The following is a 14393-nucleotide window of genomic DNA, read 5'->3' on the forward strand; positions in this document are numbered from 1 at the left end:
TGAAAAAACGAAAAGGGTTATCTCCTTGTGGGGAAAGCGTTTTGGCCAGTTAGCAAATTAGGCTATGAATAATTCAGGTTTATTAATGTTAAATTCAAAAAAATCGGGTATCATAGAAGTAGAGACAAGAAAGGATGATTTAGATGAAACGAAAAGTGACGTACATGCAGCTCGTGAAGAAGAATAAGGAAGAAATTTTAAGCGATCGTCATGAATTGAATCGGATCGAACGCAAACTGGACGAGCGTCGTGCAGCAACAGTCCCGGTGCGTAACAAAAGTGTCAGGTAAGTTCTGACTATTTTAGAAAGCGGATACATGAAAACAACACAAGCGCCTTAATCGGCCTGTGTTGTTTTGTTTTTTTAATAAAGCTGCATTGCATCGGTTTTATCGGCTGCACGCAACTTTATGTTATTCAACAACTCGAATACCAAACGAAGCAATCAGCGTGGCAGCCTGAAATTGATTAACTTTCAAACCTTTTGCCCGGTTGACGTCAATTCGAAGCGTTTCGAAGTCGCAGTTTGAAAGATCGATCTCTTTTAAAGCAGTTTCGCTAAAGTCGATACCGTCGATACATGAACGGTCAAACTTCATCTTTTTCATCTGAACCTTTTGAAACGAACATTCATTCATCTTGTTTGCTTCAAACCGGACACCGGTGCATTTTGCCTCACTGAAATTAGCGTAAGTCATCAGGCAATCGGTAAATCGTGTGTCTTTGAAGGTTGACTGAATGAAGTTTGTGCCCATAAATTTACAGGATGAAAATGTATCACGATAGAGAATAGCCTTGTGAAAATTAAAATTTGAAAATTCACAATGTGTAAAGGAACAATCTAAAATCTCCGTTTTCGTAAAATCATCAAAGCGAAAAAAGCAGTGATTGAATTGAATACCGCTCAGCAGTTTTCGTTCGCTTGTACTTTCGATCTCGCAGTGATTCAGAACCGAACCTTCCTCTAAGCCCTCAAGCATGACTGTTTTCTTTTCAATGACCATATCCGCATCACCCTCTGTCCCTTATTTGCTTAGAAACAGTGTAGCATAGTTTACGCGCAGAGCGCGAAGCAGCGGAAGCTTTACGGTTTAATAAGAACATGTATAAAAGCACACAATAAGGAATGAAGCACAATATGGTATCTCATGTGATTAAGGAGGTGACTCCATGCATTGAATGCAGTGCATGGGTCTAATTTGAATCCAATACTCGGCATAGTGATTGTCATTGTCCTCGTCTATATCTCCGCCTTTTTTGTCGCAGCGGAATTTGCGATCGTGAAAGTTCGCTCCACACGATTGGATGAATTAATCAAGCAAGGCAACAAGCGTGCTGTGGCAGCCAAAAAGATTGTTAATGACCTTAACGCGTATCTGTCCACCGCTCAGCTGGGCATTACCGTTACGGCTTTGGTTCTTGGCTGGATCGGGGAGCCGGCCGTTGCCCACTTGTTTCATCCGTTGTTTCAACGACTCGGGTTCAACGCAGCCGTGACCACAACATTGTCGGTGATTGTCGGTTTTTTCATTGTGACAATGGTCAGCGTTGTTCTTGGCGAGCTGGCACCGAAAGCAATAGCAATTCAGAAAGCGGAGCAATTGACCCTTTCGCTCGTCTATCCATTGATTTGGGTTCATGCACTTTTTTTCCCGATTATCTGGGTGCTTAACGCTTTGTCAAATGGTGTGATTCGTCTGTTTGGGCTTGAGCCGAATGCCGATCATGAGCAAGCCTTGTCCGAAGGCGAATTGCGCATGACTATTTCCAACAGTTTCAACAGCGGCGAAATTAGCCAAGGCGAACTGCGCTATATGAATCGGATTTTTGATTTTGACGAACGAACGGCGCGAGAAGTGATGGTTCCGAGAAGAGAGATGGTCTGTATTTTTAAGGAGGACCCAATCGATGAGACGCTCGCAATCCTTCATCATGAAAAATATACACGCTTTCCTGTTGTGGATGAAGATAAGGATCATGTCATCGGTATGGTGCATATCAAGGATATTTATATGGACCTTGTCGATAAGAAAATCAACACACTGGACAGTTATATACGGCCAATTCTTACCGTACTTGAGACAACCCCGGTTCGCTCGCTGCTAGAGAGCATGCAAAAAGAACGGATTCACATGGCGGTGCTGATCGATGAGTATGGCGGCACCTCGGGCATGGTGACTGCTGAGGATATCATTGAGGAAATCGTTGGTGAAATTCGCGATGAGTTTGACAAAAACGAAGAGCCGATGATTACTCGTGTCAATGCAAATCAAGCAATTGTCAATGGGAAAGTACTGATATCACAAATCAATCAGCAATTCCAACTCGATCTTCAGGACGATGAGCTCGATACGATTGGCGGCTGGTTGCTTGGCAAAAATCCAAATTTAAGAATCGGTGCAACGGTGAGCTACGACGATACAACGTTTACAGTAGAAGAAATGGACGACTATCAAATCAAAAAAGTCATGGTTAAAAAGCAAAAAAGAAACATGCTAAACAACATTCAGTGAATCTGACAAAATCTAATCGTTTCGATTCATAGAAAAAACTGTTCCGGGCTGCAAACGGAGCTCAGGACAGTTGATCTTGATTTGGATTTTGTAACTTTGACGAGTCACTCAATGACATCCTTTGCAGAAGTGCTTCAATCAAAATCGGTGATCACGGTAACGCCTAGCCCGGCAAAGCTTGTCATATCATGAAAGACTTTGTCAATGCCATTTAGCGATATCGTGTTTTTAACGAGTTTCCCCGGTTGAAGGCGTTTCTTTTCCACCATCTGCAGCATGCCCGGGTATTCAGAGATCGGCATGCCAAATGATCCGGAAAACTGAATTTCACGGCTGACCATTTCGTTTAAAGGAATGTTCATCATGCCGCCGTCTCCAAAAGAGGTCATGCCAATTTGGACATGTCTGCCACGTTTGTCTAAGCAGAGGACGGAGTTAAGCATTGTGGCTTGAATGCCCAGGGCATCAATACCCACCTGGGCACCGCCATGCGTCAGTTCTTTTATTGCTTCCGGTGCATTTTCTTTTTTGCTGTTGACTGTTGCGACTGCGCCAACTTTTTTTGCAAATTCCAGTTTGTCGTCGGCAATATCGACCGCAATGACATTGGCACCAATAGCGGTTGCAATTTGTGTGGCCGAAAGTCCAACTCCTCCGGCACCGAAAATAGCAACCCATTCGCCTGGAGCTACTTTGCCTATGCTTGTTACGCCATGAAATGCGGTCATAAATCGGCAGCCCATTGCACTGGCTTCCAGAAAATCAACACCTTCCGGCAATTTCATCAAATTACGATCTGCATTCGGAATATGTGTGTACTGGGCAAATCCCCCATTATACGTGAAACCAGGCATCACCTGATGATTACAAACATTGGAATGTCCAGCGAGGCAGTGCGGGCAAGTTCCATCCCCTTGAGTAAATGGAACGATGACGCGATCCCCTTTTTTGAAATTCTTAATGTCTTTTCCAACTTCTTCGACGGTGCCGCTCATTTCATGCCCAAGAATATGCGGCAGCGGCGGGATAAATCCATTCCATTCGCCTTCCCAGGCATGCCAGTCACTTCGACAGACACCGGTGGCTTTCAGTTTTAAAATAATGCCGTCCGACGTCAATTCTGGATCAGAGACTTCCTTAACAGCTAACGGTTCTTTAAACTTATCGAGAACAGCTGCTTTCATTAATCGTGCATCTCCTTTTAAAATGAATGCATTTGCAATTTGGTGTGACCTATATCACACCAGCGGAGTTAGTATAACATTTTAGGTGAAAATTGTAAACGCTTTCATATTTGGGTTTTCCCCAATTCATTAACGCATCGTCCCGTGATTAGTGGTAAAGGGGTTGTGAACTAAAGCGTTTTACTCACAACAACCTAAATCGTATCTCATCAAAAAATGATTAGGAAATCAAAAGAGTCGGCTCTAGCAAAACGTACAAAACGTACCAAATCAGACCAAAAAAAACAGCAAGGAGGGCTTCTGCCGACATCCTTGCTGTTTTCATCGTTTATGGAGCATAGCGGGCTCGAACCGCTGACCTCTTCGCTGCCAGCGAAGCGCTCTCCCAGCTGAGCTAATGCCCCGTTACTACACAAGGGTTGAAGCCACTATGAGCTTTGTACAGGATTATATTACATTATTTCCTGCACACGGGTCAAGAATATTTGCAGAAAGCTCACGCTGTGCTGGGTTCCTGTGAAGTTTTTAGGTCGGGAAGTGGCACTGAGAAGCTCAACCATGTAGTCGGCTCATATCGTGCGTACCGAGTCGCAACGAAATAGAGGAAGCTGGATAGTTTTGGCTGTCTCGGTTTGTCTGAGAGCTGATCTGCGAGAGAGCTTCTGCCGTATAAGCGGAAATTAGGGCAAAAAAAGAACCTAGCTTTTCAGCTCTTTATTTTACTTCTTAAGTGTGACTATTGAGCAACTTGCTACAACATTAACAGAGACTGGACTCAATCCACAGCAGCGACAAAACAGTGAAAACTTGCATTACTCTTGATTCCGTACCTTAATTGCCCTAAAAATAGTAAGGACTGAGATGATGGTTGCAACTACAATCACTGTCCCCCAATATTCATTATTAGTAACAGCAAGCATAAAGCCAAGGGTGTGTAAAATGAGTAATAAACATGTACCCATGATAACCTTTTTATCCTTTAAAAACTGCCAATTCATCAGTATCACCTCTATTTTCTTATGGATTTTCCTTGCTTCATTATACAATAGCAGAATTGGGCTGAAAACAAAGCTCTTACCTTCTTTCTTTACAGCCCCTGCATTGGAACTGATCCAAAACTGAATAGCTACTACGCGCGTGCATACTATCCCCCCTTTAACGACGAGGAACCGTTTGAGTGTACCATTCAGTATGACAGAGAGAACGCTTATATAGAAGCGTTGGGCGGCACATACTACCTCAGCGAGTGCATGAGAGTGAGCTTGTGAGCACGCACTCTCTTAGCCTTCCTCGCTGGCTTTATAAAAAAAGTAAACCTCTGCTTGATTGGCGGGGGTTTATGGTGAGAGGATGAACCATTTCTAGGTCAAACCAATGTACTTATATATATAATTTCTTATTTTGCTTTTACAACTTTTTACTCATGATATTAAAAATGATAATTCCTAACAAATATTCAAATACTACAAACACACCTGTAAAAATAAAAAACGCTCTACCTATATCATAGATATTAAGTGCGTGCAAAACCCTGAATACCAAAATACAAATCACTAAGACTGCCAGTCCAATTAAATAAGCAGCTCTTCCCGACTTATCTCTTAACATAATTTTTCGTTCGTCTTTAAGATCAATATTTTGCGTTTTCATACGATTTTCATACTGGTCTTTTCTGCTCGGGCTATACCAGTAAAGAACCCTAATCATCCAAAACACAGCAGATAAACTTAATGCAGAACCCAGACCAGTTAACATGCCGGACATGGGAGCGGTCGTTTCATTGAACCCAAATAGTAACATCACAATTCCTATAACGAGCATTATTACATTGGCAATGAGAATTTTAGTGTTGTTTTTCATTTTTTTGTTTCCTCCTCATAAATAAATATTTCTTCAATACTCATTCCAAAATACCGTGCAATTTTGAAAGCCAATATTATTGATGGATTATAACGACCATTTTCAAGGGAACCAATTGTCTGCCTTGATACTTCAAGGGCATTCGCAAGTTCTTCTTGTTTAATTCCCCTTTGCTTTCGTATTTCTTCTAGCTTGTTCTTCACATTCACGCCCCTCCTTATGTTAAGTTTACTTTCCAAATCAATAATATCATGTAATTCATTTGATGTAAAGTTTACTTTCCGTTCCTTTTTTACTGACAAATTCAACCAGAATATCTCACTAAAACAGAGGTTTTCCGCATAGGAAAGCCTTTTTGTGTTTTAAAAATCCTGTGTGTAGGCTCATGTTACATAAAAAAAGACCACCCTCACAATTTTTTCATTGTGAGAAGCAGTCTTGGTTACTACCCAATTTCACTTCTGGTCCATCAGTTCATGAGTGCGACCATGTGGGGGAGGTATTTTAATTATTGAACACCTCCCATTAGAATTCCGTAAATGTTATTTTTCGCTATATATCAAGGTTTGTCTAGTCTTCTCCTGCCGCGACATATTGCTACTGCTCACTTAAAAACAATTTGCATTCTAAATTCACCAATTTATTTTTGAATTTTTTACGCTGGCTCACTGTCATGTTTTGGGTATTTCTTAGACTGTGCGCTTTCAATACAATGACAAATTTCTTCCCAGTTCGGGTTAATATGCTGACGGGACACTATTTGTGGGTGCAAACAAATGCCACCTTTAGCCTCCTTCACTTCTGCTATAACGCCAAGTTTCTGAAATTTCCTCAATGTACGGTAGACGAAATCCTTTGAAACTCCTAGCTTACTTGGCAAATCTTTTTTATACAGGAGGTTTAATTTATTTATATCCCCCTCCTCAGAGTTGCTACAAAGTAAATGAGAACGCCAGTGCATGCTCTCAAGCATAAGCATCAAAAATCCCAATTCATTGAGGCTTAAGTCCTTTGCCACCTCGCCGAGTGTTTTCTTAAAAATTTTTACCGTCTTCACATTTTCCCCATTAAGGGAACCGCAAACAAACAATTCTTCTGAAAGCTCAACATATACATTGTTTCCTTCACGAATACGGAAAATCAGACTTCTTCTCTCAAGCTCAGCAAGCAGTCTCCGTACTTGGCTTGGACTTTTTTTAACCAGCTTGGCTAATTCAGAAACCGACAGTCTTTTACTTTTGAATATAAGTCGGCCTTCTTCAGAAAAACGCATGTATCGCGCTAGAAACAGCAGTAGACCCATTTCCCCCAGAGTTAGTCCACCCTTTGCTTTACTAAAGAAGTCCTTTATTAGAAACACAAACTCGCGTTCTCTGTGTCTCTTTTTGCGTTCCCGTTCACCATATTTGCGTCGAGCATCTCTCTCTTTAGGTGAAGTAAACTCCCAGCCAAATCCTATAAGTTCTTTCACCTTCGTATCTGTCGTTATATCCCTGAGTGAGTAAATATGCCCATCTCCTCCCCTCAGATGAAACCCGAGAAAAGAGCATGTCTTGCATTACATCAAGTTATTCATTTTAACTTGGAACTTGAAAATAATTGCAAAGACGGCGGGAAACAAATGAGTGTAATTTGCGAGAACGCTGTCTCGCTGATGATTGAAGAGATGGTTAATACGTGAAATGAGCGATACTAGCTTGATTAGTACGTTAAATGAGCGGTGTTTTTCTTTTAAAAAAGGCTTGATATCAAGGCTTGAGAGCCTTTTCGACTGTTTTACTTATCTTACTTCTTATACATTTCAATGAGGACTTTAAGAGGAAGGCTTGCTATGTATAGAACCATTTTAATATAACCACAGCCATCTCATCAATAGAGTTACGTATAGCAAGTTATGGTAATTTCTTAGAAATAAGTAATAGTACCAATAGCGTGCTTATTTAAGCGCTGACGCGCCAGTTCAGCAATTTTGTAAATGAAGGAGGCAACTCGTATTTTTTATTTTTTAATACGAGGAAGAAAAAATGGCTTGCCTAGATAGCTTCCATGCGCGTTCCGCGCTAAGTATCTATTTATCATTTTCGATCTTTAGCGAGTTGGCTCAATTATTTTAGACAGTTGTTTACATCTTTTTGAATGAAACTACTTTACTGCTAGGGGAGTTGGCTACAAAAAGTTTTTGTACTAGGATTTCTGAAGAAGGAAAGCCATTGGGTCTGTTCTCAAGTGAAGCTGTGTAGAAACTGAGTTGGAGAGGAGCCAATAAGGAGGCTAGCATGCTGAGTTCATGAGTATATTTTTATTTTTAAAGCTTAGCACAATAGCAAATGAGGGGAGCACGTCGAGGGTGGTGTTTAGCAAAAGTTAGGAGTAAGCTCAGAGTATTGCCAGTCAGTCCCTACTCAGTGGTTGTGTGTCAGTCAGAGAAGCCCCTCAGTGTTATTCTAGACAGAGTGTCTGCTCTGCGCCCTGTGTAGCGTGCATTTTCATATGTAAATAGTGCGAGACTGCTGAGTTTTACTGAGTACATTGTGGTGAAAGTGCAAAGTAACAAGAGTCAATTATAATGATCCGTAGACGAATGCTGTGTAATAAGATTTGCAAATTATATCGGGGGAATAAAATTGACAGAATGTCCTGAATGCTATAGTGACAATAATAGAATTACTCCTTTGCTTGGCGCTAGAGAATGCTTAGAAAACCATAGACAATACATTTGTGGAACTTGCGGAAGATGTATTTGTATAAATAAAGATGAAAAGCGAGGACTTCAAAGATGGAATTTTCCATTCAAATCATTGGAAATTGCTAAGTTATATCTTCGCACTGCTGATGTAACTGAAAAAACAAATGGTGGCATTTTTGAAATTGTTAATACAAAGGGAAGAAAATCATATAAAATTTTCTCTTCCATTAAAAATTTGGAGGACTATCTTAATAAGAGCAAAGATAAAATTTGCAAACTGAAAAAACCTGTTTATCAAAGAGAGCAATATGTGAGATTTCCTCATACTCAAATCAGAAGATTAACACAAGAAGAAGTAGAACTGTATTTGAAACAGCGTTTGAAATAAAATGCCATTATGATTGAGAAAAATGAATACAAATTTCTTGGTCGCATTACACAGTCCGTGTTTTACTGCGAAGTAGGAAATGCATTAAAAAAAAAGAACCAGCTTGTCCAGCCAGTTCCCCGCTCGTGTTTAGAGTCATAGGTCACTCAATGGATTAAACTTGTCATTATCCTCAGCAACCTCATTACCGTAAAAATGGAGGTAGCGCTCTGTCGTTTTCACGATTGTGTGTCTCAGCATTTTCGCGAGTGTGCTTATGTCTCCTCCCGCTTGAATCCATTTCTTTGCAAAGTAGTGTCGGCACGTATGAGCTGAGCATCTTGTTTGAGGAAAATCCATATGCTCAGACATTTTCTTGAAGAAGCACTTAAAACCATTAACACTCGGAGGCTATTTTGTCGCGCTCACTTGGCTCCTGAGTTTCCTCCTCGGCTTAATTAATGATAAATGATATACCGTTGCCCTTGCGAGGAAGGACCAGAGAGGCTCAACTTGTCGGTCAGCCTGTGAGCTGTCCTTGTCGCTTCTGCCTCAGAGGGAGGCTCCTGAGAAAACTGTAAGAGCGTCTGCTCAGCAAGCCTGAGAGCGACTGGCTTGGTTCACACTTTCGTTAAGCTCTGAGTTACCTCGTTAGTTCGCTGTTGAGCCTTGTGCCACTTAGACTCAGCTCTTTAAATGCGCTCATTCGTTCTGCTTTGGAGGTTATGACTCGTGCGGTTTCTCTTGTGCGTAGAAGCTGTGTAGAGTGAAGCTGAAAAGAGAGAGCTGGGAGCTGTGCTTTTGAGTGTACTAGTTGATTAATACAGTTCAAACAGAAAAAAGCCAATGAGGGGAGCACGTCGAGGGCAGTGTTTTAATTTTGAGTAAGCCCAGAGTTACGCCTGTCAGTCCTCCTCATTGGCTCTGTACCAGTCAGTTTCCCTTGTCGGTGTGATTATTGCTCTAGGGTGTCTGTCGCGTACCGTCTGTGAGTAAGCCCTGTATAGCTCCTGCCTCGGGGGTAGGTCTACAATGCGAGACTATTGATATTCTATTCAGTTCGTCAGCATACCGAGGGGAGAATAGAAAAAAAGAACCAGCTCCCTCAGCCAGTTCCCTTCTCGGTGTGTCTTTAGATTAAGCCGCCAAGCGGATTGTGTTCATCTATCGCGTCTTTCAATTCGCTCTGGAAGTAACCAATATAGAGCTGAGTAACTGTAATCTTTGAGTGTCTCGCGAGGAGCTGTACTTCCCGCAAGTTACCTCCCTTTTGAAGTAAGGACTTGATGAAGTAGGCCCTGAGCGCGTGCGGAGAAAACGTCCCTGTTATTCCTGCATTTTTCTTGAGTCGCTTAAAGAAATTCTGCATACCCGTTCGGGTCAGTCTTATGCCTTCTCGGGTAACAAAGAGCGGGGCTGGGAGCTTTTCAAACTTCTTTTCTAAGTATAAGCGCCAGTCAAGCAACTCCCGCGCTAGTTCCTCACTCAGCGGCACGCTCTGTGCTTTTCTACTCTTTGTCAGGTTCAGCATGATAAGTGACTCTTCAAAGTTTATGTCAGCCCAGTTGAGCCGCTCGACTTCTCCAATTCTTAGCCCTGTGCCAACAAAAAAGACAATTATAGCGTAGTTCCTGCGAGCCGTGAACGTGTCCTCTCTGCGCTTAATGCGTCGGAGGTAAGACAATGCGGCTCTTACATCCTCAGTTTTAACTATTTTCGGGTTCTCGTCCTGCTTGAGAGACTTAATGCCTTTGGTGAGCAGGGTTTCCGTCAGGCTCTCCTCATGGAGCCATCTGCAAAAAGCACGAATAAGTTTCAGCTTTGAGTTAATAGACCTTGCCTTGTTGCCTCGCTCAGCGTTCCAATGGAGATAAGCCTTAATTGTACGACCTGACACGTCCTCTAGCTGTTCAATGCCCTGCTCAGTGAGGAAACTGTTGAAGTTCCTGAAAAGTACGTGATACGAGGTGAGACTGTTCTCGGTAAGCCCCTCAAACTTCTTGTCTGCAACAAACTCTTTCTCGATTGACTCGATAAGCATACTAAAAAACCTCCTACAAGCTGTGTATTTTGTACAAAGCTCATACGAGATTGTTTTTGGCTCTATTAGTGTACCCTGTGCAACTTTAGCTGTGAGGCTTGATAAACTGGGAAAGTATGACGGCAAGAAAGATTGACTCCTGCCAGCGAAGCGCTCTCCCAGCTGAGCTAATGCCCCTATATAAGGCTTTGACCTATGTAGACTTCGTAGTATGAAGTGATCTGTAAATTATTATACAACGGTCAGCGCAAGCAGTCAAGTTTTCACTGTGAGTTTGGCTTGCGGCAAATTATGGTAAAAATCGAGAGAAGGTCGCTGGCTTATGAAAAAAGAGCTAAAAGGTATAACGTTTCTCTCAACGTATTCTAATTTGTCGAGCCATTCTATCACTCATTTTCTGTCGTGAATAACAACAGGACAATCAGGAATTGTACGTCAAGTGGTTCAAATCTTTGAAGAGAATCGATCGATCTATTATGGACAGAGAAAGATAAAAAAAGAACTTGAGAAACAGGGAAAACAAGTCGCACGGCGACGAATCGGATGGATCATGAAAGAACAGGGTCTAGTCTCGGAAATATCCCATCGCTTAGTCCGAATAAAGACGTCAAGTTAATTTACCAGGTTTCGCCACTGTGAAAAGCATTCTAAATCGCCTTGAATTATTTCATACAGATCGGGAAATCGAGTTTAAAAACAAACTCATTGGCATTGGAAGGACTTCAAATCAAACGATCATTGAGTCACAAAGGTACTTCTGATAATAATGCCGCTCTTGAGGCGACATTTAAAAACATCAAAACTGAGTTTATTAACTAACGGACGTGTTTTCCCTAGTCAACATGTTCTTGATCTTGAATTGTTTGATTACGTCAATTGGTTCAATAAATTTCGTATTCATGGATTCACTATGCATTTACTCCTTCAATCTAACCGTCTAGAATCACCTAAATATAATAGACACATTTTCAAATTCGCTTTAAGATACTCTTTAGACAGATCAAAAAGGGGAGATAAAATGAAGAAAACTGCCAAAGATAAAGTCTTTGAAGCTGTAGAGCAGCTGACGCATGCTCAAGAAGCGGTCACAGCCCAAGAGATTGCAGATGAATTGGCTATTTCCCGCCAGAATGTTAGTCATTATCTTTCGCGCCTGATGGAAGATGGTAAGCTAAAAAAGTTGAGGGGCAAACCAGTCTTGTGGAAAGTCAGTGAAGGTGTTGACCCGCCACGGGTTGAAGAAGCCATTGCAGATTTTTCCGATATCGTGGGTTATGATGGTAGCTTAAAAGAAGTCATTCAGCAATGTATTTCGGCTGTTAAATATCCGCCTCATGGTTTGAGTATTCTAATCAATGGGGAAACCGGCGTAGGGAAAAGTTTCCTGGCCCAAAAAATCTATGAGTATGCCAAAGAAGAGCAGGTGATCACAGAAAATGCGCCGTTTATCATTCTGAACTGTGCTGACTATGCTGATAATCCTGAACTGCTTTCAGCCACCTTATTCGGGTATAAAAAGGGAGCCTTTACAGGTGCGGAGAAAGATACATCGGGACTTCTGGCCAACGCCAGTACCGGCTATCTCTTTTTAGATGAGGTTCACCGACTGTCTAATGAGAACCAGGAAAAACTGTTCTTATTTATGGATTCGGGACAATACCGCCCATTAGGTGAAAACAGCAAGTGGTCGCATGCCAACGTACGTTTTATTTTTGCGACCACCGAAAAAAGTGAAGATTTCCTTTTAGACACATTTGCCCGCCGTATCCAGATCAATGTAGAACTACCGGCGTTTTGCGACAGGCCGTTAGGAGAAAAAATTGAACTGCTCCAGCTTTTTTTTCATAACGAAGCCGTGGTGCTGAATCGAGATATTTTGGTGTTCAAAAAGGCTTTGTCTTTATTATTGAGTCATTCGTTCAGCGGCAATATCGGTCGCTTGAAAAATGTAATCAAAATCAGCTGTGCCAGTGTTTATAGCGGACAGACTGGCAAACAACTGCTAGTCAGTGAGCAAGAGATTGCTCAGCAGCTAGACACTTTGACAACTGTCGAAGAAGACTTGCCGTTAGAAGACCTGTTGATCAAAGCTGATGATCATATCCATCTGCAGAGTTTGAAACTTGTTGACTATGATCAAACGCTCGCCCGCATCAGTGAATGGATCGTCAACGGCAATTTGACAGACAACATCACCGAGGTGCAAAGGGGAGTCCAACAGTTGGTGGGGACTATCGAGCAAAATACGTTGTTGTCCAAAGCCCAGAGGTTGACCGCCGATATGTATCGAAGACTTTGGAGTCAAATCCTGATTAAAAAGTATGGGTTAGTCACCAGCGGACCAGCTGCCCAGATCAGCAGCCACATTTATGCCAGTCAGCTCACCAGTAAAATTGACTTGAGTCAGGCGATCCGTATTTTACGGAAAACTTATCCGCGAACCGCCTACGTCACCGATCAGTTTATTAGTAAACTACCACAGCTTTCAGAAAGCGAGCGGCAGATTCTGCAAATGCTGGTACTGGTGATTTTATTGGATTATGTCAATGAGTCCATCGAATTGAAAGGCTTACTGTTAGCTCACGGCGATAGTACCGCAAGTTCCATCCAGGCGGTGGTTAACCAAATGTGTGGGAACTATATTTTTGAAGCCTTGGACATGCCGGTGGAAAGCAATATTTCTGAGATTGTGGAGCTCACCCAAGCTTTCGTCAATAAACAGGTCTATACCGACAGTCTGGTGTTGATCGTGGATATGGGCTCTTTGAACCAGATCTATGCGCAGATCAAAAACGATCTGAAAGGCGAGTTGTTGCTGATTAACAATTTGACGACCTCGATCGCGCTGGATATTGGCTTGAAAATGTCTATGAATTCACTGTTTGATCGGATTGCCGAAGACGCATCGGAAAAATATTCGATTAATGTGCAGTACTTCGAAGGCTTCGCCCAAACGAGCAACATCATCATCTCCTGTATGTCAGGATTGGGGATCTCTGATAAGCTGCGCGAGATCTTCGGTAACCACCTGAACAGTGATCGTATTGAAGTCTTCACCAAAGAGTACCAGGAATTGCGTTCCTTGATCGATCAAAATGACGAGGACTACTTTGACAAAACCAAACTGGTCATCACGACTTCTGATTTGCCGAAATCCTTCACCATTCCGAATGTGAACATTTACAATATTCTGGATGGAGAGGGTAATCGTTATTTGGAAAATATCCTGGGTCAGGAGATGACTCATCAGGAATATCTGGGATTAATCCAGGAACTGGTGAAATTTCTCTCCCTGGAAGGCGTGGCCGACCGGCTGACTTTTCTAAACCCAACTATCGTCATGAGCGAAGTGGAAACAGTGATCTCCAAATATGAAAGCTACTATCACTTCATTCTAAATGGTAAAGTGAAATTGAACCTGTATATGCACACAGCCTTGATGATGGAACGACTTTTTTTGGCACGCACCGGAAAAGCCGAAGAACCCTCTCATGAGATGTCATCAGAAGAAGATGAATTTTATTACGTTTCCCGCAGCATCTTCCAGCCTATGGAGATGAAATACAACTTTAAAGTCAATGCCTATGAGTTGTCGCTGCTTTACGAATTATTAGGTCCTTTTATCAAACGCTGAAGTGTTTAATAAAGTGTCTGATTTTCAGTTCGGAAAATCAGACACTTTTTTTTATGGGCTGAAAAGGCTGATGTAACAAGCACTTTGAAAGTTGGCACAGGTCTTGCT

General features: G+C 42.0%; 11 protein-coding genes, 1 tRNA gene and 2 pseudogenes. 5 read left to right on the top strand and 9 right to left on the bottom strand.

Features of this window, described 5'->3' with window-relative positions; all coding sequences use genetic code 11:
- Window positions 1-143 precede the first annotated feature (143 nt).
- A complete protein-coding gene (locus AA84_RS18560) occupies window positions 144-290 on the top strand; it encodes an FbpB family small basic protein (protein ID WP_081788014.1) in 147 nt (48 codons plus the stop codon).
- A 123-nt stretch (window positions 291-413) separates the two neighbouring features.
- Here AA84_RS18560 and AA84_RS17075 read toward each other — a convergent pair whose 3' ends face one another.
- Window positions 414-1004 carry a pentapeptide repeat-containing protein gene (locus AA84_RS17075; protein WP_051575241.1) on the bottom strand — a complete coding sequence of 197 codons (591 nt, stop codon included), beginning with the start codon at window positions 1002-1004 and terminating at the stop codon, window positions 414-416.
- A 171-nt stretch (window positions 1005-1175) separates the two neighbouring features.
- Between AA84_RS17075 and AA84_RS0104575 the strand changes: the two genes are divergently transcribed.
- A complete protein-coding gene (locus tag AA84_RS0104575; protein WP_081791718.1) occupies window positions 1176-2513 on the top strand; it encodes a hemolysin family protein in 1338 nt (445 codons plus the stop codon).
- 134 nt (window positions 2514-2647) lie between these two features.
- Here the strand turns inward: AA84_RS0104575 and AA84_RS0104580 are convergent, their stop codons facing one another.
- The 6 genes from AA84_RS0104580 to AA84_RS0104605 all read right to left on the bottom strand — a co-directional run bounded on the left by AA84_RS0104580 (window position 2648) and on the right by AA84_RS0104605 (window position 7028).
- Window positions 2648-3697, bottom strand: coding sequence for a zinc-dependent alcohol dehydrogenase family protein (locus AA84_RS0104580; RefSeq protein ID WP_028976226.1), 1050 nt, complete (start codon window positions 3695-3697; stop codon window positions 2648-2650).
- A gap of 331 nt (window positions 3698-4028) precedes the next feature.
- Window positions 4029-4101, bottom strand: a tRNA-Ala gene (locus AA84_RS0104585).
- A 408-nt stretch (window positions 4102-4509) separates the two neighbouring features.
- Window positions 4510-4695 carry a hypothetical protein gene (locus tag AA84_RS17080; RefSeq protein ID WP_010027527.1) on the bottom strand — a complete coding sequence of 62 codons (186 nt, stop codon included), beginning with the start codon at window positions 4693-4695 and terminating at the stop codon, window positions 4510-4512.
- Between the two features lie 409 nt (window positions 4696-5104).
- Window positions 5105-5557, bottom strand: coding sequence for a hypothetical protein (locus tag AA84_RS0104595; protein ID WP_028976228.1), 453 nt, complete (start codon window positions 5555-5557; stop codon window positions 5105-5107).
- Window positions 5554-5760: a helix-turn-helix transcriptional regulator gene (locus tag AA84_RS0104600; protein WP_028976229.1), complete on the bottom strand. Its 207-nt coding sequence runs from the start codon at window positions 5758-5760 to the stop codon at window positions 5554-5556. Before AA84_RS0104600 ends, AA84_RS0104595 begins: the two co-directional genes overlap by 4 nt.
- 452 nt (window positions 5761-6212) lie before the next feature.
- On the bottom strand, window positions 6213-7028 hold the full coding sequence (locus AA84_RS0104605; RefSeq protein WP_028976230.1) for a winged helix-turn-helix domain-containing protein: 816 nt from the start codon (window positions 7026-7028) through the stop codon (window positions 6213-6215).
- A gap of 1153 nt (window positions 7029-8181) precedes the next feature.
- Here AA84_RS0104605 and AA84_RS0104610 point away from each other — a divergent pair.
- Entirely contained in the window at window positions 8182-8631 is a 450-nt protein-coding gene (locus tag AA84_RS0104610) for a hypothetical protein (protein WP_028976231.1), read from the top strand.
- A 135-nt stretch (window positions 8632-8766) separates the two neighbouring features.
- Here AA84_RS0104610 and AA84_RS19610 read toward each other — a convergent pair.
- Window positions 8767-8997: pseudogene (locus AA84_RS19610) on the bottom strand (tyrosine-type recombinase/integrase); the annotation flags it as partial.
- Window positions 8998-9742: 745 nt separating this feature from the next.
- Window positions 9743-10651, bottom strand: coding sequence for a tyrosine-type recombinase/integrase (locus tag AA84_RS0104615; protein ID WP_028976232.1), 909 nt, complete (start codon window positions 10649-10651; stop codon window positions 9743-9745).
- 439 nt (window positions 10652-11090) lie between these two features.
- On the opposite strand from AA84_RS0104615, the pseudogene AA84_RS19335 reads away from it, so the two are divergent.
- Both AA84_RS19335 and AA84_RS0104620 read left to right on the top strand, forming a co-directional pair.
- A pseudogene (locus tag AA84_RS19335) lies at window positions 11091-11555 on the top strand (IS3 family transposase); the annotation flags it as partial.
- A 114-nt stretch (window positions 11556-11669) separates the two neighbouring features.
- The gene (locus tag AA84_RS0104620; protein WP_028976233.1) at window positions 11670-14285 is read left to right on the top strand and encodes a sigma 54-interacting transcriptional regulator; all 2616 of its coding nucleotides are present in this window, start codon (window positions 11670-11672) and stop codon (window positions 14283-14285) included.
- Window positions 14286-14393 lie beyond the last annotated feature (108 nt).

Origin of the sequence: Sporolactobacillus terrae DSM 11697 (genome assembly GCF_000648615.1) — a bacterium.
Lineage (GTDB): Bacteria > Bacillota > Bacilli > Bacillales > Sporolactobacillaceae > Sporolactobacillus > Sporolactobacillus terrae.